The sequence below is a fragment of the Kosakonia sp. S42 genome, from assembly GCF_016624785.1.
Taxonomy (GTDB): Bacteria; Pseudomonadota; Gammaproteobacteria; order Enterobacterales; family Enterobacteriaceae; genus Kosakonia; species Kosakonia cowanii.
Window position 1 is genome coordinate 1 of record NZ_JACVTW010000040.1, and the last position, 21548, is coordinate 21548.

At 55.2% G+C, this 21548-nt stretch carries 19 protein-coding genes; 7 read left to right on the plus strand and 12 right to left on the minus strand.

Annotation, left to right across the window (positions count from 1 at the left end; genetic code table 11):
- Nucleotides 1-167: 167 nt before the first annotated feature.
- The 5 genes from IAE50_RS23180 to lysA all read right to left on the minus strand — a co-directional run bounded on the left by IAE50_RS23180 (nt 168) and on the right by lysA (nt 5692).
- Nucleotides 168-617, minus strand: coding sequence for a GNAT family N-acetyltransferase (locus IAE50_RS23180; RefSeq protein ID WP_200581443.1), 450 nt, complete (start codon nt 615-617; stop codon nt 168-170).
- Nucleotides 614-1387 carry a GntR family transcriptional regulator gene (locus IAE50_RS23185; protein ID WP_023481037.1) on the minus strand — a complete coding sequence of 258 codons (774 nt, stop codon included), beginning with the start codon at nt 1385-1387 and terminating at the stop codon, nt 614-616. Before IAE50_RS23185 ends, IAE50_RS23180 begins: the two co-directional genes overlap by 4 nt.
- A 29-nt stretch (nt 1388-1416) precedes the next feature.
- Nucleotides 1417-2844 carry a glycoside hydrolase family 1 protein gene (locus IAE50_RS23190; protein WP_200581444.1) on the minus strand — a complete coding sequence of 476 codons (1428 nt, stop codon included), beginning with the start codon at nt 2842-2844 and terminating at the stop codon, nt 1417-1419.
- 7 nt (nt 2845-2851) lie between these two features.
- Nucleotides 2852-4189, minus strand: a complete 1338-nt coding sequence (locus IAE50_RS23195; RefSeq protein ID WP_076769149.1) for a PTS sugar transporter subunit IIC — start codon at nt 4187-4189, stop codon at nt 2852-2854.
- Between the two features lie 240 nt (nt 4190-4429).
- Complete coding sequence (lysA, locus tag IAE50_RS23200; protein WP_200581445.1) at nt 4430-5692, minus strand: diaminopimelate decarboxylase; 1263 nt, start codon at nt 5690-5692, stop codon at nt 4430-4432.
- 121 nt (nt 5693-5813) lie between these two features.
- Between lysA and IAE50_RS23205 the strand changes: the two genes are divergently transcribed.
- Nucleotides 5814-6740: a LysR family transcriptional regulator gene (locus IAE50_RS23205; protein WP_042715784.1), complete on the plus strand. Its 927-nt coding sequence runs from the start codon at nt 5814-5816 to the stop codon at nt 6738-6740.
- On the opposite strand, the gene IAE50_RS23210 is transcribed toward IAE50_RS23205, so the two are convergent.
- Nucleotides 6737-7429, minus strand: a complete 693-nt coding sequence (locus IAE50_RS23210; protein WP_023480863.1) for an aspartate/glutamate racemase — start codon at nt 7427-7429, stop codon at nt 6737-6739. The two genes, IAE50_RS23205 and IAE50_RS23210, sit on opposite strands and share 4 nt — an antisense overlap.
- A 147-nt stretch (nt 7430-7576) precedes the next feature.
- On the opposite strand from IAE50_RS23210, the gene IAE50_RS23215 reads away from it, so the two are divergent.
- The 5 genes from IAE50_RS23215 (at nt 7577) to IAE50_RS23235 (ending at nt 12660) form a co-directional block, all read left to right on the plus strand.
- Nucleotides 7577-7903, plus strand: coding sequence for a cupin domain-containing protein (locus IAE50_RS23215; protein ID WP_094421945.1), 327 nt, complete (start codon nt 7577-7579; stop codon nt 7901-7903).
- 479 nt (nt 7904-8382) lie between these two features.
- Nucleotides 8383-9273 carry a carbohydrate ABC transporter permease gene (locus IAE50_RS23220; RefSeq protein ID WP_094421947.1) on the plus strand — a complete coding sequence of 297 codons (891 nt, stop codon included), beginning with the start codon at nt 8383-8385 and terminating at the stop codon, nt 9271-9273.
- Nucleotides 9266-10168, plus strand: a complete 903-nt coding sequence (locus tag IAE50_RS23225; RefSeq protein WP_023480718.1) for a carbohydrate ABC transporter permease — start codon at nt 9266-9268, stop codon at nt 10166-10168. The genes IAE50_RS23220 and IAE50_RS23225 overlap by 8 nt, the downstream gene beginning before the upstream one ends.
- A gap of 12 nt (nt 10169-10180) precedes the next feature.
- On the plus strand, nt 10181-11308 hold the full coding sequence (locus IAE50_RS23230; protein WP_054804551.1) for an ABC transporter ATP-binding protein: 1128 nt from the start codon (nt 10181-10183) through the stop codon (nt 11306-11308).
- A 62-nt stretch (nt 11309-11370) separates the two neighbouring features.
- Nucleotides 11371-12660, plus strand: coding sequence for an ABC transporter substrate-binding protein (locus IAE50_RS23235; RefSeq protein WP_128482173.1), 1290 nt, complete (start codon nt 11371-11373; stop codon nt 12658-12660).
- Between the two features lie 257 nt (nt 12661-12917).
- Here the strand turns inward: IAE50_RS23235 and IAE50_RS23240 are convergent, their stop codons facing one another.
- The 3 genes from IAE50_RS23240 to kduI form a co-directional block, all read right to left on the minus strand.
- A complete protein-coding gene (locus tag IAE50_RS23240) occupies nt 12918-14336 on the minus strand; it encodes a sugar porter family MFS transporter (protein WP_200581446.1) in 1419 nt (472 codons plus the stop codon).
- 313 nt (nt 14337-14649) lie between these two features.
- A complete protein-coding gene (gene kduD / locus IAE50_RS23245) occupies nt 14650-15411 on the minus strand; it encodes a 2-dehydro-3-deoxy-D-gluconate 5-dehydrogenase KduD (protein ID WP_023480692.1) in 762 nt (253 codons plus the stop codon).
- Nucleotides 15412-15470: 59 nt separating this feature from the next.
- Nucleotides 15471-16307, minus strand: coding sequence for a 5-dehydro-4-deoxy-D-glucuronate isomerase (gene kduI / locus IAE50_RS23250; RefSeq protein ID WP_094422984.1), 837 nt, complete (start codon nt 16305-16307; stop codon nt 15471-15473).
- Between the two features lie 496 nt (nt 16308-16803).
- Here kduI and IAE50_RS23255 point away from each other — a divergent pair, with 496 nt between their 5' ends.
- Nucleotides 16804-17979: an oligogalacturonate lyase family protein gene (locus IAE50_RS23255; RefSeq protein WP_200581447.1), complete on the plus strand. Its 1176-nt coding sequence runs from the start codon at nt 16804-16806 to the stop codon at nt 17977-17979.
- A 296-nt stretch (nt 17980-18275) separates the two neighbouring features.
- Here the strand turns inward: IAE50_RS23255 and IAE50_RS23260 are convergent, their stop codons facing one another.
- The 3 genes from IAE50_RS23260 to IAE50_RS23270 all read right to left on the minus strand — a co-directional run bounded on the left by IAE50_RS23260 (nt 18276) and on the right by IAE50_RS23270 (nt 21548).
- Entirely contained in the window at nt 18276-18956 is a 681-nt protein-coding gene (locus IAE50_RS23260) for an oligogalacturonate-specific porin KdgM family protein (protein ID WP_200581448.1), read from the minus strand.
- Nucleotides 18957-19397: 441 nt separating this feature from the next.
- On the minus strand, nt 19398-20579 hold the full coding sequence (locus IAE50_RS23265; RefSeq protein WP_200135178.1) for an acetyl-CoA C-acetyltransferase: 1182 nt from the start codon (nt 20577-20579) through the stop codon (nt 19398-19400).
- A gap of 156 nt (nt 20580-20735) precedes the next feature.
- On the minus strand, nt 20736-21548 hold the full coding sequence (locus IAE50_RS23270; protein ID WP_076769153.1) for a MetQ/NlpA family ABC transporter substrate-binding protein: 813 nt from the start codon (nt 21546-21548) through the stop codon (nt 20736-20738).

The following is a 21548-nucleotide window of genomic DNA, read 5'->3' on the forward strand; positions in this document are numbered from 1 at the left end:
GCGGGGATTGACAAGGGGAGCGCGGCCGCTTCCCTTGTCCCGTTCACCGCACCGGTGATAAAAACGTTCCGCCCAACGCCTGGTGAACGGAACCCTTCCACCGAGGCGACCCCATTGCCGGATGGCGCTACGCTTATCCGGCCTACGCCGTTTCAGCGGCTAAAAACTCAAAGCGCAATGCGATACAGGTGCACGCTGGTATTCGGGTAATCGAGGCCATCCCCGATATACGCCCAGCCGAAACGCTCATAATAGTCGCGGAAAGCGGCGTAGAGGTGCAGCTGGTCAAAGCCCATCCCTTTCGCCTGATCCATAACATGGCGCTGTAACTGCCCGGCCAGCCCCTGGCCGCGCGCACTCTCTTTTACGTAGAGCGCTGCAAGCCATGGGTAAAGATCCTGGCGGCTGATCAAATCGCAGCGCCACAGCCCGACGGTGCCCAGCAGTTCATCGCCCTCTACCAGCACATAAGTCAGCGGCAGCTGCCCTGGCGTCTGGCTGTGCTCAATGATGCTGGCGAAAAACTCTCGCGACAGCGAGTCGCCAAACTCCTGCCACAACCAGTCGGTCACCTGCTCCGCATGCTGCGGTGCCTCATAAAGCGGCAGAATAGTCACATCAACTTCCCCTGAAAAATGGGTACCGACTCAAACAGATAGCCGTCAAAATCCGGTGCGTCTTCGTCCGACAGCTCCAGCAGGCTCTTTTTGACGTTTTCGAGATGCTGCCACATCGCCTGCCAGGCACCCATCACATCACGGCGGCGCAGCGCGGCCAGCAGGGTTTGCCGGTCGCCGAGCCACTTCAGGCGGTAGGCGCGGCTGGCAATATGCACGTTGAACTGCTGCCACAGCGGGCTGCTGTCCATGTGGTGCCAGATGCTCTCAACCGTTGCCAGCAGCATCTGGTTTTGCGACGCCCCCGCCAGCACCAGGTGGAACATCTTGCTGTTGTCCTGCGACGTGTCGTTGAGGGCGATGGCGCGCTGCTCCTGCTCGAGGATGCGCCGAAGATTGTCGATATCCGCCCGCGTCGCCATTTTGGCGGCAAAGGCGGCGATATTGCTCTCCAGCAGCTGGCGCGCCTGGAGGATCTCAAACGGGCCGACATCGCTGCTTAAAAAACGCTCCTCTTCGTTTTCATGAGCCTGAGGAATGCGCATCACATAGACCCCGGAGCCCTGACGGATATCCACCGTGCCCTGCAACTCCAGCATCAGCAGGGCTTCGCGCACGATGGTACGGCTGACGCCATACTTCTCGGCGATATTGCGCTCCGGCGGCAAGCGCGAACCAACGGGATAGTGACCCTCGATGATCTGCTCCCGCAGATCGTCGCCAATCTCCTGGTACTGTTTTTTCTCCGGCGGGACGACGGCCTTCTCCACGATATCACCTGCACTTATCAGTCGTTGCGCTATCTTACTTCATCATCAAGGGTCAGGGTCAACTGACGCTCATCCCTGAGCTGGCGAAACCAGCCAAGGGACTTTTTCGGCCTGCGGTCGCGGTTATGTTGCAGGTCAATCTCCACCAGCCCATAGCGGTTTTTGAAGGCGTTCATCGGCGAGACATTATCGGTAAACGCCCACAGCATGTAGCCCTGGCAATTTGACCCCGCTTCTTTCGCGCGCAGCGCCTGGTAGAGGTGCGCGGCGATAAAGTCGATGCGGTAATCATCCTCAATGGTGCCCTGCGCGTTGCGAAACTGCCCTTCGTTCTCAATGCCCATGCCGCTCTCCGCCACGAACCACGGAATATTGCCGTACTCATTTTTAAGGCGCATCGCCATATCAAAAACGATCTCCGGCAGGATCTCCCAGCCGCGCGAGGTGTTCATCTTGCGCCCCGGCAGCTCAAACGGCTCGTAATAGTAGGCCGGATGGAAAGGGGTTTCCGGGTGCCAGGCGCGGGATGGGGCTTTGACGCGGTGCGGATAGTAGAGGTTAATCCCCAGCTCATCGACGGTGTTATCGCGAATAATCGCCAGCTCCTCGTCGCTGCACTCCCACTTCACCCCATGTTTCTCCAGCAGCGCCAGCAGCTCCGCCGGGTAGTGACCTTTAACCATCGGGTCGAGAAACACCCGGTTGTAGAAGAGATCGTAGCGCTCGGCTGCCAGCAGATCGTGCGGCGCGCGCGAACGCGGGTAGGTCACTTCCGGGTTGAGAATGCAACCTACGCTGCCCTTGTACCCCTTCTCGCGAAACAGCTTCACCACTTTCGCGGTGGCGAGGTTTTTATGATGGTTCCACTGCATCCAGGTCGAGGTGTTCTGCTCATAGGGCCAGCGCAGCGCATCAAGGTAGACGCGGGTCTGCACCACAATCGGCTCATTAAAGGTAAACCAGCGCGTCACCTTCTGGTGATAACGCGCAAACACCTTTTCGACATAGAGCAGATAGAGTTCGACCACTTTTTTCGACGCCCAGCCGCCGTAGGTTTCCAGCAGATAACCGGGCAGTTCATAGTGTTCGAGGCAGATCATCGGCTCAATGCCGTGACGCGCCATCTCATCAAACAGCTCGTCGTAGTAAGCGGCGTAGCGCTCATCCACCACGCCATTTTCATAATCGGTGAGAAAACGCGACCAGTTGATGGAGGTGCGGTAGTGGGTTAAGCCCGCTTGCTTCATCAGCTGCACATCTTCGCGAAAGCGCTGGTAGAAGTTGGTCGCCACCGCCGGGCCGTAGCCCTGGTGCCAGACGTGACGATCGTTTTTGTACCAGAGATCGGGCCACGAATCCTGGCCCTCGCGTTTGTCTTTCCACCCTTCCGTTTGCCAGGCCGATGCGGCGGCACCGAGGATAAAGTCAGGCGGGATGGTGACGGTTTTGGTGCTCATAACGTCCTCACACTTTCGGCGTTGAAGAGGTGGCTTCCGCTTGCAGCTGCGCCTGCTCGGCGCGGCGTGAGGCAATCTTCACAAACGGCAGATAGATGATGATGGCGGTCAGGATGCAGATAAGCTGCGTGATCACCGCCCCCATCGATCCGGCGGTAGAGAGCCAGGCGTTGATCAGCGGCGGTGTGGTCCACGGCACCATCACCACCGCTTTACCGGCAAAGCCGCTGGCAGTAGCGAAGTAACCGATCGAGCCGGTTACCAGCGGCGTGATAATAAACGGGATCGCAAGGATCGGGTTGAGCATGATCGGCATACCGAAAATCACCGGCTCGTTGATGTTGAAGATCCCAGGGCCTATCGACAGCTTGGCGATCTCCTTCATCTCCTTGCGCTTAGTGGCGATCATCACCGCCACCAGCAGGCCGATGGTCAGTCCCGATCCGCCGATGCTCATATAGACATCCCAGAACGGCATGGTGATGATGTTCGGCACCTCTTTGCCCTGCTCAAAGGCGCTCATATTGACGGTGATCGCCCCCAGCAGCAGCGGTTCGCGGATCGGTTTGATCATCTGGTTGCCGTGGATGCCAATCACCCAGAAGAGCTGGGCGACAAACATCAGCAGCAAGATCCCCGGCAGGCTCTGCACCACCCGCTCCAGCGGCTGCTGCACCACCTGGTAAACCGCGTCATAGAGATACATGCCGGTCAGCTGGTGGAAAATAAAGCCGAAGGTGGCGATCGCGGTAGTGGTGATGATCGCCGGGATCAGCGCGGAGAATGAGGCGGAGACATTGGGCGGCACGGTGTCTGGCATCTTGATCTTCAGCCCTTCGCGCGTCTCCAGCCAGCAGTAGATCTCCACCGACAAAATGGCGATAAACATGCCGAGGAACAGGCTGCGGGTATCGGAGAACTGGCGCAGCAGCACATCTTTCACCACGTGCATCTGACCATCGACCAGCATTTCAACGGTGGTCGGCGTCACGCAGATAAAGCAGATCACCGCCAGCAGGCCGGGAAAGAGCGTGCGGATACCGTTGATACGCCCCAGCTCGATACCGATTAAGAACACCGCGCCGATATTGAGGAAGTTAAGCGTGGCGTAGTTGATGGCGCTGGTAATTGGTTTTAGCGCCGCCAGAAAGGAGAGCGACTGGAAGCTGGCGAGCCCGTTTTTCGGGTCCAGCACCATGTTGGAGATCAGCACAGAGAAGGCGCCGACAATGATCACCGGCATCAGGGTAATAAACGAGGCCTTGATGGCCATGATGTAGCGATAGCTGTTGAATTTCGTCGCGAAACTCCCCAGCGAATCGATGAGCTTTTCTTGTAGGGCCATGAGTTAACACCTCAGTAAAGGAGCTTTTTTATCGATGCAGGGATACCGCTGTCGTCCCATTTGGCATACCAAAAATAGCCACGCCCGGCGAAAAGTTCTGTGATGCGCCTCGCAACACCCAATCTGGTATTCCAAAATGCGGCATAGCGCGCATTTGGCATACCACCTTACGGATTGCAGGGATTTACGGGAAAAAGGAGGGGCGATCCCGCTGCGTGTAAGCGGGATCGTTAATCAGGTTCAGAACTGCTCGAGGCCGATCAGCTCTTCAATGGTCTGGCGACGGCGGATCAGGCGCGCCACGCCGTTATCAAACAGCACTTCCGGCAGCAGCGGGCGGCTGTTGTAGTTTGAGGACATCGACGCGCCATACGCGCCGGTATCATGCAGGACTAAATAGTCCCCCGCTTTCACCGCCGGCAGCAGGCGCGTTTCCACTTTGCCACCCTCTTGCTGGGTAAAGACATCGCCCGATTCGCACAGCGGACCGGCAACCACGGTGTCGATGCGCGCCGCGTCGCGCAGATCGCGCCCGTCGGCGGCCAGCGCCGTAATGTGGTGATAGCTGCCGTACATCGCCGGGCGCATCAGATCGTTAAACCCGGCGTCGATCAGCACAAAGTGGCGGCTACCCATGGTTTTCACGCTGCGCACCTGAGAGATCAGCACGCCCGACTCTGCCACCAGGAAGCGCCCCGGTTCGATCTCTAGTTTCACCGCATGGCCGAGATGCTGCGCGATTTTCTCCCGCGCGGCGTTCCACAGGCCGTAGTAGTGCGCGGTATCAACCGGCTCTTCGCCTTCGTGATAGGGGATCGACAAGCCACCACCGGCGGAGATAGCCGGCAGATCCTGACCGAAGTCGATCACCTGCTGCACCATCGCGCCACATACCTGCTCAAGGTGAGCGTAATCAACGCCGGAGCCGATATGCATGTGGATGCCCGCCAGTTGCAGGCCGTAACGCTGCATCACCACCAGCGCCGCGCTCATGTCGCTATACCAGATGCCATGTTTGCTGTTCTCGCCGCCGGTGTTGGTTTTCTGGCTGTGACCGTGACCAAAACCGGGGTTAACGCGCAGCCAGACGCGGTGGCCTGGCGAAACGGCACCGAGCTGCTCCAGCATATCTACTGAACCGGCGTTTACCGCGATGCCCAGTTCGCTGACGCGGGCGATAGTCGCCTCATCCAGCACATCGGCGGTAAAGACAATATCGTCCGGGTGCGTTTTCGGATCGTAGCCCGCCGCCAGCGCACGCTCGATTTCGCCCAGCGACACCGAATCCACCTTCACGCCCTGCTCGCGCATCAGGCGCAAAATATGAATGTTAGAGCAGGCCTTCTGGGCAAAACGGATGACGTCAAAGTCGCGCAGTTTGGCGATCTGCTCGCGAATGATTTGCGCATCGTAAACCCATACCGGGCAGCCAAATTCCGCAGGCAGTTGCAGCAGGTTAGCGGCGTTGAGGTCGGTTTCTGTCTGGTGTAGCGAGCGTGGCATAACAACTCCGTCAGCAATCTTTTTTATGATTACGCCACAGGTCAGAGCGAATAAAAAATATCGTTTTGTCGCGAGGCTATGCAAAAATGATATGGATAACCTTCTGCAACTGGATCACCTTATGCCCGCTGTTAACCTGCGCCATATCGAAATTTTTCATGCCGTGATGACCACCGGTAACCTGACCGAAGCCGCGGCCATGCTGCACACCTCGCAGCCAACCGTCAGCCGGGAGCTGGCGCGCTTTGAAAAGGTGCTGGGTCTGACGCTGTTTGAGCGCTCGCGCGGGCGGCTGCACGCCACGGTGCAGGGGCTGCGGCTGTTTGAAGAGGTGCAGCGATCCTGGTATGGGCTGGACAGGATTGTCAGCGCGGCGGAGAGCCTGCGCGAGTTTCGCCAGGGGGAGCTGTCGGTCGCCTGCCTGCCGGTCTTTTCGCAATCCTTCTTACCGCTGCTGTTGCAGCCCTTTCTCGCCCGCTACCCGGAGGTTAGCCTCAATATTGTGCCGCAGGAGTCGCCGCTGCTGGAGGAGTGGCTCTCGGCGCAGCGCCACGATTTGGGCCTGACCGAAACGCTCTCGACGCCTGCCGGCACCGAGCGCACCCCGCTGCTGACCTGTAATGAAGTGTGCGTGATGCCAGAGGATCATCCGCTGGCGCAGAAAAGGGTACTGACACCGGCGGATTTTCAGGGGGAGAATTACATCAGCTTGTCGCGTACGGACAGCTATCGTCAGCTGCTTGATGCCCTGTTTAGTGAGCACCAGGTGAAGCGCCGCATGGTGCTGGAAACGCACAGCGCGGCATCGGTTTGCGCGATGGTGCGCGCCGGGGTCGGCATTTCCGTGGTGAACCCGCTGACCGCTCTCGACTATGCCAACAGCGGCGTGGCGGTGCGGCGTTTCAGCATCGACGTGCCCTTTACCATCAGCCTTGTGCGCCCGCTGCACCGCCCCGCTTCCGCGCTGGTCGATACCTTTGCCGAACATCTTAAGGCAGCCATGCCGCGTATTACCGCGCCGCTGGCCGCCATGCTCGGCGAGGATTAAGAGAGCATAAAATCGACCGCGGCAGCAGCATGCAGCGCGGCCGTGTCGAACACCTTAATCGGGCTGTGGGTTTCAGGCAGCAGCAGGCCGATTTCGGTACAGCCGAAAATCACCCCTTCTGCCCCTTCGCTCGCCAGCTGTTTGATCACATTCATAAAGTAGTAGCGCGATTCATCGCTGAAGGTGCCAAGGCAGAGTTCATCAAAGATGATCTCATTGATGCGCTGGCGATCTTCCGGGCCGGGCACCGTGGTTCTGATGGCGAACTGCTTCTCCAGCCGTCCGCGATAGAAATCCTGCTCCATGGTGTAGCGCGTGCCCAGCAGCGCGACATTGCGCAGCCCGGCATTTTCAATGGCATGGCCGGTGGCATCGGCAATGTGCAGGAAAGGGATCTGGCATCGCTCTTCAATTTGCCCCGCCACTTTGTGCATGGTGTTAGTACAGAGCACAATCGCCTGCGCCCCCGCCTGCTCAAGACCCGCCGCCGCCTGGCCGAGGATATCTCCGGCTTTGTGCCACTGCGCGGTGGCCTGGCAGGTTTCAATCTCGTGAAAATCGAGGCTATGCAGCAGCAGGCTCGCGGAGTGTAAGCCGCCCAGGCGTGCTTTAACGCCCTCGTTAATCAGCCGATAGTAGGGAATGGTCGATTCCCAGCTCATGCCGCCCAGCAGTCCAATTGTTTTCATCGCCTTTCTCCGTCTCGTTCTCGCGCAATCATGCAAAGTTGTGATCGACTTTCAACTTCTCCCGCCCGGCGTTTATTTTTCCGCCACCGTGAGATAAATTATTTAAAACATTGTTTCACTATCTCTTACCGACTACAGGACAGCCCGATGTTTATCTTTCATAAAGACACGCAACTTGACGACCTGGGCAACGGCGTTACGCGCCGTATTCTCGCCCATGGCGGCAAAATGATGGCGGTTGAAGTTATGTTCGAACAGGGCGCTATCGGCCCGATGCATAACCACCCTCATGAGCAGCTCACCTATGTTTTATCCGGGGAGTTCGAATTTACCATCGGTGATGAGAAACATATCGTCACCGCAGGCGATACACTTTACAAGGAACCGCACATTATGCACGGCTGCGTCTGTCTGAAGCCGGGCACTCTGCTCGATACCTTCACGCCGATCCGCGAAGATTTTCTGCAATCCTGAGTCTTTCAGCAGTGAAAAGCGCCTCCCGCCGTGGAGGCGTTTTTATTTCTGCGCGACAACATAATCCTTCGCCGGATAATGGTTTAAATATTGAATGATTTCACCGCGCGATATTTTTCCCTGCCCCTTCGCTTGTCGAAATACCCGCTTTTTATTTACTGAAAAGTCCGCGTTTTTTACCTGAAAATGACTGCCAAATCACTTTATTGAAACATCGTTTCGACTTCGATCACATTTCAGCAATTTAACGAATGACGGCACATTTAAACACAATAAAATATTTTAAAACGATGTTTTACAATTCAAGAACGCAAGTTCAGAGGATTTTAAAACCTGGAATAACATCAATATTTTCCGGCAGTTACAGATTCAAAATGCTTTGATTTCATTAAATATTGTGATCTAACGCACCCTTTACCCCATGAAAGGGCGGCGGCTCTCCGAATCCGAATTACACATTGCTCGCCAGGTAGGTATCTATGAATGAAAACAGACTACTGGGATTGGCCTGGATATCACCTTACATAATAGGGTTGATTGTCTTTACCGCTTTCCCATTCATCTCATCCTTCTTTCTCAGTTTTACTGAGTATGATCTGATGAGCCCGCCGGTATTTAATGGCATTGAAAACTACCGCTACATGTTTACTGAAGATACCCTCTTCTGGAAATCGATGGGCGTGACGTTTGCTTATGTCTTTTTAACCATTCCGCTGAAACTGGCCTTTGCGCTGGGCATCGCCTTTGTGCTCAATTTTAAATTGCGCGGCATCGGCTTTTTCCGCACCGCTTACTACATCCCGTCGATCCTCGGCAGCTCAGTTGCTATCGCGGTGTTGTGGCGCGCACTGTTCGCCATCGATGGCCTGTTAAACAGCTTTATCGGCGTCTTTGGCCTTGATCCCATCAACTGGCTCGGCGAACCGTCGCTGGCGCTGATGTCGGTCACGCTGCTGCGCGTCTGGCAGTTCGGTTCGGCGATGGTGATCTTCCTGGCGGCGCTGCAAAACGTTCCGCAGTCGCAGTATGAAGCGGCAATGATCGACGGTGCCAGCAAATGGCAGATGTTTATGAAGGTAACCGTGCCGCTGATTACGCCGGTGATCTTCTTCAACTTCATCATGCAGACCACGCAGGCGTTCCAGGAGTTTACCGGCCCGTACGTGATTACCGGCGGCGGCCCGACCTACTACACCTATCTCTTCTCGCTCTACATCTACGACACCGCGTTCAAATATTTCGATATGGGTTACGGCGCAGCGCTGGCCTGGGTGCTCTTCCTGGTGGTGGCGGTCTTTGCCTCTGTCGCCTTTAAGTCCTCGAAGTATTGGGTCTTCTACTCTGCCGATAAGGGAGGAAAAAATGGCTGATGTTCAACACCTTACGCCGGGCATGAAAGAGGCTGAACGTGAAGTGGCGCGCACCCTGCGCCGCGAGAAAATCAGCGCCTGGATCCGCTACACGATCCTGCTGCTGGTCGGCCTGCTGATGCTCTACCCGCTGGCGTGGATGTTCTCGGCGTCGTTCAAACCGAACCATGAGATCTTCACCACCCTCGGGCTGTGGCCAAACCACGCGACCTGGGACGGTTTTATCAACGGCTGGAAAACCGGCACCGAATACACCTTCGGCCATTACATGCTCAACACCTTTAAGTATGTGATCCCGAAAGTGATCCTGACGATCATCTCGTCGACGGTGGTGGCATACGGTTTTGCGCGCTTTGAGATCCCGTGGAAGAACTTCTGGTTCGGCACGCTGATCGCCACCATGCTGCTGCCGAGCACCGTGCTGCTGATCCCGCAATACCTGATGTTCCGTGAAATGGGCATGCTCAACAGCTACATGCCGCTCTACCTGCCGCTGGCCTTCGCCACCCAGGGCTTCTTCGTCTTTATGTTGATTCAGTTCTTACGCGGCGTACCGCGCGATATGGAAGAAGCGGCGCAGATTGATGGCTGTAACTCGTGGCAGGTGCTCTGGTACGTGGTGGTGCCAATCCTGAAACCGGCGATTATCTCCGTGGCGCTGTTCCAGTTTATGTGGTCGATGAACGACTTTATCGGGCCGCTGATCTACGTCTACAGCGTGGATAAATACCCTATCGCGCTGGCGCTGAAAATGTCTATCGACGTGACCGAAGGCGCACCGTGGAACGAAATTCTGGCAATGGCGAGTATCTCCATTCTGCCGTCCATCATTGTCTTCTTCCTGGCACAGCGCTACTTCGTACAGGGCGTCACCAGCAGCGGAATCAAAGGTTAAGAGGGAAGTATCATGGCTGAAGTAATTTTCAACAAACTGGAAAAGGTCTACTCCAACGGCTTCAAAGCGGTACATGGTATCGACCTGAAAATCGCCGACGGTGAGTTTATGGTGATCGTTGGCCCCTCCGGCTGCGCCAAATCCACCACCCTGCGCATGCTGGCGGGGCTGGAGACCATCAGCGGCGGCGAAGTGCGCATCGGCGAAAAGATTGTCAACAACCTCGCGCCGAAGTCGCGCGGCATCGCCATGGTGTTCCAGAACTACGCGCTCTACCCGCATATGACCGTGCGCGAAAACCTCGCCTTCGGCCTGAAGCTGAGCAAAATGCCGAAGGATGAGATCGCACGCCAGGTAGATGAAGCGGCGAAAATTCTCGAACTGGAGGAGTTAATGGATCGTCTGCCGCGCCAGCTCTCCGGCGGCCAGGCGCAGCGCGTGGCCGTTGGCCGTGCGATTGTGAAAAAACCAGATGTCTTCCTGTTTGACGAACCGCTCTCCAACCTCGATGCCAAGCTGCGCGCCTCAATGCGCATCCGCATTTCGGATCTGCATAAGCAGTTAAAAAGCTCCGGTAAACCGGCGACCACCGTTTATGTAACCCACGATCAGACCGAAGCGATGACCATGGGCGACCGCATCTGCGTGATGAAGCTCGGCCATATTATGCAGGTCGATACGCCGGATAACCTCTATCACTTCCCGAAAAACATGTTCGTCGCGGGCTTTATTGGCGCGCCGGAGATGAACATCAAACCGGCGAAAATCGTGCAGAAAGAGGGTTCCCTGCACATTACCGTCGGCCAGGAGACGCTGGCGCTTAACGCCCATCAGCAGGAGAGAGTCGCGGCTTATGCCGACAAAGAGGTCTTCTTTGGCGTGCGTCCGGAGTTTGTCTCCGTCGCCGATGAGCCCTTCAGCGACGACTGCGGCGCGGGCGATCTGGTGCGCGTCGAGAATATGGGTCACGAGTTCTTCGTCTACCTGAAAGTCGCCGACTATGAGCTGACCGCCCGCATTCCCTCTGATGAAGCCAGGCCGTTGATTGCTAAGGGGCTTCACCGGAAGGTCTACTTTAAGTTCGACATGAATAAGTGCCATATCTTTGACGCGAAAACTGAACAGAACATCTCTCTATAGCTAAAAACATGCGGGCCGCCTCAGGCGGCCTCAGCGTGACCTACATAAACTGGAGTATAAAAATGAAAAAAGTGCTAATCGGCGCAGCTATCTCCGCAACCCTGGGCATGTGCGCTCTACCCGCCACCGCCGCTGACAATGTTGATTTGCGTATGTCCTGGTGGGGCGGCAACGGTCGTCACCAGGTCACCTTAAAAGCGCTGGAAGAGTTCCATAAACAGCATCCCGATATTACCGTGAAGTCCGAATATACCGGCTGGGACGGGCACCTCTCCCGTCTGACCACGCAGATCGCCGGCGGCACCGAGCCGGACGTGATGCAGACCAACTGGAACTGGCTGCCGATCTTCTCGAAAAACGGTGAGGGTTTTTACGACCTGAACCAGGTGAAAGATATTATCGATCTCAGCCAGTTCGACGCGAAAGAGCTGCAAACCACCACCATTAACGGCAAGTTAAACGGTATTCCTATCTCGGTCACCGCGCGCGTCTTCTACTTCAATGACGAGCAGTGGAAAAAAGCGGGCGTCAGCTTCCCGAAAACCTGGGATGAGCTGATGGCGGCGGGCAAAACCTTTGAGAGCAAGCTGGGCAAACAGTACTACCCGGTAGTGCTGGAGCACCAGGATACGCTGGCGCTGCTCAACTCTTATATGGTGCAGAAGTACAACATTCCGGCCGTTGACGAAAAAACCAAAAAATTCAGCTACAGCAAAGAGCAGTGGGTTGAGTTCTTCCAGATGTACAAAAAGCTGGTCGATAGCCACGTGATGCCGGATTCGAAATACTACGCCTCGTTCGGTAAGAGCAACATGTATGAGATGAAGCCGTGGATCGAGGGCGAATGGGGCGGCACCTATATGTGGAACTCCACCATCACCAAATACTCCGACAACCTGAAGCCACCGGCCAAACTGGTGCTGGGCGACTATCCGATGCTGCCAGGCGCGACCGATGCGGGGCTGTTCTTTAAACCGGCGCAGATGCTGTCGATTGGTAAGTCGACCAAACATCCGAAAGAGGCGGCGCAGGTGATTAACTTCCTGCTCAACAGCAAAGAGGGTGTGCAGACGTTGGGCCTTGAGCGCGGTGTGCCGCTGAGCAAAGCGGCGGTTGAGACGCTGACCGCCAGCGGGGTTATCAAAGAGGAGGATCCGGCGGTTGCTGGCCTGCGTCTGGCGCAGTCGCTGCCGGCAAAACTCTCCGTGTCGCCATATTTTGACGATCCGCAGATTGTGGCGCAGTTCGGTACCGCGATTCAGTACATCGATTATGGCCAGAAAACCGTTGAAGAGACCGCGACGGACTTCCAGCGCCAGGCCGAGCGTATCCTCAAGCGCGCCATGCGTTAATCAGGTTAAAAATTGAAGCTGTAACAAGGATTTGTAGGCCGGATAAGCCTTTACGCGCCATCCGGCAAAAAAATGCCCGGTGGCGCTACGCTTACCGGGCCTACGAATGCGGTTTCATTAGGTTTTGTAGGCCGGATAAGCGCTTGCGCGCCATCCGGCAAAAAATGCCCGGTGGCGCTACGCTTACCGGGCCTACGAATGCAGTTTCATTAGGTTTTGTAGGCCGGATAAGCGCTTGCGCGCCATCCGGCAACTCCTCACACGCCGATATTGCGCAACTTCTCCCCGGACATCAAACGACGCTCGATATGCTCAAGCGTGACGTTTTTCGTCTCCGGCACCAGCCAGAAGGTGACACCCACAAACGCCAGGTTCAGGGCGGTATAGAGCCAGAACGTGCCCGCCGCACCAATCGCATCCAGCAATGTCAGGAAGGTCGCGCCGATAATCATGTTCGACACCCAGTTGGTGGTGGTGGAACAGGTGATACCAAAATCGCGGCATTTGAGCGGCTGGATCTCAGAGCACAAAATCCACACCACCGGCGCGGCGCTCATCGCATACCCGGCGATACAGAGCATCGTCATCCCGACAGACACCCACGACAGACCGCTGGACGCCGTGCCGTTATCAAACTGCATCAGGCAGTAACCGAGGATCAGCGTACCAATCGCCATCACGCTAAAGCCGATTTTCAGCGCCGGTTTGCGCCCGGCTTTGTCCACCGTAAAGACGGCGATAAAGGTCGCAAACATAAAGGTCAGACCGACCACCAGCGTGGCGATCATCTGCTCTTCCGTGGTGGTAAAACCGGCCATCTTAAAGATGCGCGGTGCGTAATACATGATGATATTCATGCCGGTGAACTGCTGCATCGCCTGCAGCAACATGCCGAGAAAGACCGCGCGGCGCACGTTGCGGTTGTTCTTGAACAGCTGAAAACCGCCCTGCTTCAACTTCAGACTTTCGCGAATTTCATTCAGCTCTTCACGCGCTTTTTCCGACGTATCGCGCAGCATGCGCAACACCTCTTCCGCTTCAATATGACGCCCTTTCTGCGCCAGCCAGCGCGGGCTGTTGGGTAAAAAGATCACCAGGATAATCAACAATACCGCTGGCAACGCCAGCACGCCGAGCATCGCCCGCCAGTTACCGGTGTAGCTGAAGGCGGTATCAGAGAGAAACGCCAGCACAATCCCCAGCGTTACCATCAGCTGATACATGCTGATCATCTTGCCGCGCACGTTTTCGCTCGCCATCTCGGAGAGATAGAGCGGCGCGGTGTAGGAAGCAATACCAACCGCGACGCCAAGCAGCACGCGGGAGATAAGCAGCACTTCGACACTGGTGGCAAACGCCGAGCCGAGCGAACCGGCCACAAAAAGAATCGCCCCCACCATCAGGCTGTATTTACGGCCGAGGCGGAAAGAGAGCCAGCCGTTGAACAGCGCGCCAATCGCCGCGCCGAGCATCATGCTGCTCACCACCCACTCCTGCAGCCGGTTGCTTAAGGTGAAATGATCGGTAATAAACGGCAACGCGCCGGCAATCACGCCGATATCAAGGCCAAACAGCAGCCCGGCGACCGCGGCGGAAACAGAGACAAACATATTCATGCGTCGGGTATCACGCAGCGCACGGGGTAAAGCGACAGAATCATTACTGAGAAAAGCCATTATTATTTCCTGCCTGCACAGAATAAGACGTTATATGAAAGTAAGGCAGCGACGGGAAAAGCGTCAGTGAGGAAAACGCGAAGATATGGATAAAATAGCTGTCAGCTACTGTTTTGTGATGGAGTTTACAATTTTGAAAATAGTGTTTAAGCGCTAAACTATTTTTAATTAGCTTATTTTTAAGCATATTTTAATGTTAGAGGAATAATTAAGAGTAAATGATATGGATATTTCAATTTGTTGCGTATGGACAAATAATATGCAGATATAAAAAAACCTGCCGCAGCAGGTTCTTTTATTTATCGCGCAGGGATTAACGCGCCAGCCAGCCGCCATCAACGGCGATGGTGTAGCCATTGATGTAATCAGAGGCTTTAGAGGAGAGGAACACCACCGGCCCCATCAGATCGCTCGGCAGACCCCAGCGGCCAGCCGGGATGCGATCGAGGATCTCGGCGCTGCGCTGTTCGTCAGCACGCAGCTGCTGGGTGTTGTTGGTCGCCATATAACCCGGCGCAATCGCGTTAACGTTGATGTTGTGCTTCGCCCACTCGTTCGCCAGCAAACGGGTCACGCCCATCACGCCGCTTTTCGAAGCGGTATAAGAAGGCACCCGGATGCCGCCCTGGAAGGAGAGCATCGAGGCGATGTTGATGATCTTGCCGCCGTTGCCCTGGGCGATAAAGTGTTTCGCCGCCGCCTGGGACATAAAGAAGACGCTCTTGATGTTCAGGTTCATCACGTCATCCCAGTCCTGCTCGCTGAAGTTGATCGCATCTTCGCGGCGGATCAGACCGGCGTTATTCACCAGGATATCGATTTTGCCAAACTCGGCGACCGCGCGCTCAAGCAGGGCCGGAATGCCGTCGATCTTACGCAGATCGGCGGTCAGGCTCAGAAAACGGCGGCCCAGCGCGGTGACGCGCTCGATGGTTTCAGTCGGTTCAACAATGTTGATGCCGACGATGTCGCAGCCCGCTTCCGCGAGGCCCAGCGCCATGCCCTGCCCCAGACCGGTGTCGCAACCGCTCACTACCGCAACTTTACCTTGAAGAGAAAATGCATCCAGAATCATGTGAGTTCCTTAATCTATCAGCGCCTGTCACGGACAGGCAGAGTGTTTGCTGCCCGCAATTAGCGCAGATCTTTTACGGCGACGTGGTCCATGTCATCAAAGACCTGGTTTTCGCCCACCATCCCCCAGATGAAGGTGTACGCGCGCGTACCGACACCTGAATGGATTGACCAGCTTGGTGAAATCACCGCTTGTTCGTTCTGCATCACGATATGACGCGTCTCCTGCGGCTGGCCCATCATATGGAATACGCAGGCATCCTCTTCCATATTGAAGTAGAAATAGACTTCCATGCGGCGCTCGTGGGTGTGGCACGGCATGGTGTTCCACAGGTTGCCCGGCGCAAGCTCGGTCAGCCCCATGCTTAACTGGCAGGTCTCCAGCACGTCCGGCACAAAGTACTTATTGATGGTGCGGCGGTTGCTGGTTAACGGATCGCCGAGGGTGACGGGGGAAACCTCCGCTGGCGTCACTTTTTTGGTTGGATAGGTGGTATGAGCCGGGGCGCAGTTGTAGTAAAACTTCGCCGGTTTCGCCGCATCAACGCTGGCGAACACCACCTCTTTCGCCCCTTTGCCGACATAGAGCGCATCGCGATGGCCGATTTCATAAATCTCGCCATCCACGGTAATGGTGCCTGCGCCGCCGATATTGATAACGCCCAGCTCGCGGCGTTCGAGGAAATAGGTGACGCCCAGCTGTTTACCCACTTCACCGCCAACCGACACACTTTTCGCCACCGGTTTGATACCGCCGACGATGATGCGATCGATATGGCTGTAAACCATGGTGTATTCATCATCGACGAACACTTTTTCGATTAAAAACTCATTGCGCAGCCCCTGGGTATCCAGCGTTTTAGCGTGCGCGCTGTGGATGCTTTGTCTGACTTCCACACTTACCTCCGACATCAATGTTCAGCAAAATGGCCTGAGACGAAACAGAGAAACAGTGTTCCGTTTCAACTTTTGCTGCATCTTATCCCGGCTAAAACACGTTTTCAATCTTATATAAAACAACGTTTCAATTTTTATGTTAGTTATTTTCCGTTCTGGAAGTGGGATCACGATTGTTGAGCGTTGACAAGCGATACGGGGCGCAGAAGTGTTCCGCTCATGTTAATTAATTACTATTAATCAACAGGTTAAAACAATCTTTGAAATTTGACCTTCGCAGCAAAATTTCTCGTTTAAAATCAAAGCCCATTATTCACGCCCGTGATATCAGAACCGCTGTTAAGCCCCTTCGTAATAATTTTCTTATAAATTGCGCCCGCAATCACACATATTGAAACGATGTTTTGATAAATTGAAATCCTATTTTTAAACTTAAGCAGATACGGGGTCATGCGGGGACGCAACATGGCGGCCGGCCCCTCTACAGGAGAGAAAAATGGCGAAAGGCATGCGGGTAAAACTCAACTATGCAGTGAGCCGCGATCCGGATACCGGCGCGGAAGTGACCCGCTTAACCCCTCCGGAGGTGACGTGTCACCGCAACTACTTCTATCAAAAGTGCTTCTTTAACGATGGCAGCCACCTGCTGTTTGCCGGCGAGTTTGACGGCAACTGGAACTACTATCTGCTGGATATTGAGAATGCCGAAGCGGTGCAGTTAACCGAAGGCGCGGGCGATAACACTTTTGGCGGCTTTCTCTCGCCGGATGACAGCGCGCTCTACTACGTGAAAAACGATCGCACCCTGCGCGAAGTTAACCTGCACACGCTGGCTGAACGCGAGATCTACCGTGTCCCCGACGAGTGGGTAGGTTACGGTACCTGGGTCGCCAACAGCGACTGCACCAAACTGGTCGGGATTGAGATTGCCGCCAGCGACTGGACGCCGCTCAACGACTGGCAGCTGTTCCATGACTTCTTCCATAAAGGGCCACACTGCCGCCTGCTGCGCGTTGATTTACAGACTGGCGAAAGCAAGGTGATTCATGAAGAGAAGATCTGGCTCGGTCACCCGATCTATCGCCCGTTTGATGACAACACCGTGGCGTTTTGCCATGAAGGCCCGCACGATCTGGTCGATGCGCGGATGTGGCTGGTGAATGAAGATGGCAGCAACGTGCGCAAGGTGAAGGATCATGCTGAAGGTGAGAGCTGTACCCATGAGTTCTGGGTGCCGAACGGCTCGGCGCTGGTCTATGTCTCTTACCTGAAAGGCGAACAGGGGCGCACCATCTCCCGCTACAACCCGGAGAGCGGCGTGAATGAAGAGATTATGCCGATGCCGGCCTGCTCGCATTTGATGAGTAACTTTGACGGTACGCTGCTGGTCGGTGATGGCTCCGGCACGCCGGTGGATGTGAAGGATACCGGCGGCTACACCATTGATAATGACCCCTATCTCTATGTGTTTGATGTGGCGCAGAAAGGGTATTACCGCGTTGCGCGTCACGATACTTCCTGGGCGACCTTTGCCAATAGCCGCCAGGTCACGCATCCGCATCCATCGTTTACCCCGGATGACAGCGCAGTGCTGTTCAGTTCCGATAAAGACGGCAAACCTGCGCTCTATATCGCCAAACTGCCCGAGCAGCGCACCCTGCTGCAACCCTGAATTTGAGTGAGTGTTTCTGTAACTGGCCTTGCCCTCCTATGGAGGGCCTTTTTTTGGGTGCTATTAATGCCCGTTATAGTTCGCGCTCCACAACACTCCGGCATCGAACCCGTAGGCCGGATAAGCGTAAGCGCCATCCGGCAATAAACTCTGCGGTAATCATGCCGGATGGCGGCGATGCCTTATCCGGCCTACATGGTTCGTGCTACTGGAAAGCCAACGCACCTGCGGCGCGAAGAATGATGGGCATAAAAAACCCGGCGCCAGGCACCGGGTTTTTTAAGATATTCGGAGATTCAGAAAGAGTAAGCGACACCCAAACGGAAACGGGTCTGACGTTCGTCGGTATTTTTCACGCCCACATTGCCGATTTCGACATACGGTGACCAGTTTTTATCAACTTTGTACGCCAGCTTAGCGTTATATTCGTTGGAGTAATTTTTATTATTTTCACGCACCACATCTTCCGTGCTCTTGGCATATACATAGTTCAGCTCGGTGCGGAAGTCGCCCATTGCCCAGCCCACCCATGCATCGAATTTATTGACTTTGTTATCGACAACGTTGGAATCCGGGTTACGGGTATATTCATAACGGTAACGGCCCGCAATATAGATGCCGTTATCAAAGCTGTATTGCGCATGAATATAGGGTTTATAGATCGAGAAGGTATCTTTGCTTTCAATATTAAAACCTGGCGTTAACGCAATATTCTTGGTCGCGGCCCAGCGCCAGTTAATCGACTCTTCATGACCGTTGCCGACAATCTCTGTTAACGGCTTGTCAGCGTCATCGCCACCCGATTTCCATTTCGCTTCAACGCCAAAACCCAGGCCATTATCAAAGCGATGCGACACGGCTACGCGATCGGCGTTGGAGCCACTGTCAATGTATTCATGGCGCAGATCGACGGTAACAGCGTACGAAGCGAAGGACGCGCCAAGGAGGGTAGCAAGGGCCAGAGTTTTCTTAAACATGAGTCACCTCAATAATTAAAATTATGTTCCATTTTTATGGAATTGCATTTTATTTTTATAGTAACTTTATTTTAGTGATCTGGATCGTAAATATATCTACAGAAAATAGCGAAGTAAAAGCACGTGACGAGCATCAATAAAAGTTGCCCTTTAGGGTTAAAAAAAGCGTTTAAGATCACAACCCATAATTATTATTGTGTTTTACACAGAGAGCATTAAATAGAGAAAAAGACGTACAGGAGTTTATGCAAATAAAATTAATAAGCAGGCTTATCAGTTGATAACAGAATGGTCACGCAGGGGATAATGCTATTTTTGGTGTTTGCGTTAATTCTTATGGCAGGATAGCGGAGGTTTTATTTTTATTGAAACATAAGCTGCGAGAAGGATCACAAATAATAACGCCCTCAGGGCGAGGGCGTTATTATCAAGCGGGCAAGATTAGTCACGCTCGATCGCCAGCGCGACGCCCTGGCCACCACCAATACAGAGTGTCGCCAGCCCTTTACGCGCCTTACGCTTTTGCATCTCATGCACCAGCGACACCAGGATGCGACAGCCGGAGGCACCAATCGGATGACCGAGCGCAATCGCCCCGCCGTTGACGTTGACGCGCTTCTCATCCCACTCAAGGATTTTGCCCACCGACAGCGCCTGCGCGGCATAAGCCTCGTTGGCTTCAATCAGATCGACATCATCCAGCTGCCAGCCAGCGCGCTCAAGGCAACGCCGCATGGCGTAAACCGGCGCAATGCCCATCAGCGCCGGATCGACGCCCACGCTTGCAAAGGCACGAATACGCGCCAGTACCGGTAAGTTGAGCGCCTCTGCGCGTTCCGCGCTCATCATCAGCACCGCCGCCGCGCCATCGTTAATCGGCGAGGCGTTACCGGCCGTCACCGAGCCGCTGGTTTCAAAAGCCGGGCTGAGCTGCGCCAGCGCTTCAGCACTGGCATCGGTGCGCGGCTGCTCATCGGTATCGACCAGCACACGCTTGCCGTCGGCGCTCTGCGTCTGTACAGGGACAATTTCGTCGCGAAAACGGCCGGAGTCGATAGCCATTCGCGCTTTATGTTGCGAACTGAGCGCCCACTCATCTTGGCGCTCGCGGCTGATGCCATATTCCCGCGCCAGGTTCTCTGCCGTGACGCCCATATGGTAATCATTGAATGCATCCCATAACCCGTCATGCACCAGGCTGTCGATAAGCTGGCTGTTACCAAGCTGCGCCCCGGTGCGGCTATCGGTTAAAACATGCGGCGCGCGGCTCATGTTCTCCTGGCCACCGGCAATTATCACGTCGGCTTCGCCGCACTGTATCGCCTGCGAGGCGAGATGCAGCGCTTTCAGCCCGGAGCCGCACACGTCGTTGATGGTGATAGCGGAAACCGTATTTGGCAGCCCGCCCTTGATCGCCGACTGACGCGCCGGATTCTGCCCGGCCCCGGCGGTCAGCACCTGGCCCAGAATCACTTCATCGATATCCTGCGGCTGTACGCCGCTGCGCGCCAGTAACGCCTGCACCACCGCGCTGCCCAGCTCAACGGCAGAGTGACGCGACAGCGCCCCCTGAAAACAGCCGATTGGCGTGCGCACGGCACCGACAATCACCACATCTTTCATCTCTACCCCCACGGTGGCTGAACCGGGCAATAGTAGAGCATTGTTAAAAAGGTTTATCAGGGATGTTTAAAATTGGTGAGATTAATCACAGGGAATTGTACGGGGTGGGCGAAGAGGAAGTGATGCGCGGCCAGAGCGGCCGCGCATCAGGGGTGATTAGTTGTTTACCGGAATAACCGCGCCTTTGTATTTGGTGCGGATCCACTCCTGAATCTCTTTTGAGTGCAGCACGTTCACCAGCGCCACGATATCTTTCTTCTTCTCGTCGCCGCGATGCACGGTAATGATGTTGGCATACGGGTTATTTTCACCGCTCTCGACGGCAATCGGATCGTGAACCGGGTCGAGACCGGCATCAATCGCGTAGTTGGCGTTGATCACCACCGCATCGCCCTCATCGTTGTTGTACATCTGCGGCAGCAGCGCAGCTTCAACGTTCGGCAGGAACTTCAGTTTTTTCGGGTTCTCAACGATATCGTCGATGCGCGCAGTCACTTTATCGATGCCCGGCTTCAGCTTGATCACGCCCTCTTTTTCAAAGATAGAGAGGATACGCCCCTCTTCAGAGACCGCGTCACGCATGATGATTTTGCCGCCTTGCGGCAGATCTTTCAGCGATTTGTATTTTTTGGAGTAGATACCAATCGGCTCAATATGGATCGCACCGGCGCTGACGAAATCATAGGTTTTGTCGCCCGCGTGATCTTTCAGCACGCTGTTCAGATACGGAATGTGCTGGAAGTAGTTGGCATCGATCTCACGGCCCGCCAGCGCGGTGTTTGGCAGGATGTAATCCTGGAACGGTTTGATCTCCAGATCGATACCCTGCTTCGCCAGAATCGGCTTCGCCTGCTCAAGGATTTCCGCATGCGGTACGTTAGACGCGCCAACGGTCAGCGTATCGGCCCAGGAGGAGAAACTCAGCACGCTGAGGGTAGCTGCGGCAATCAGTGTCAGTGTCTTTTTCAT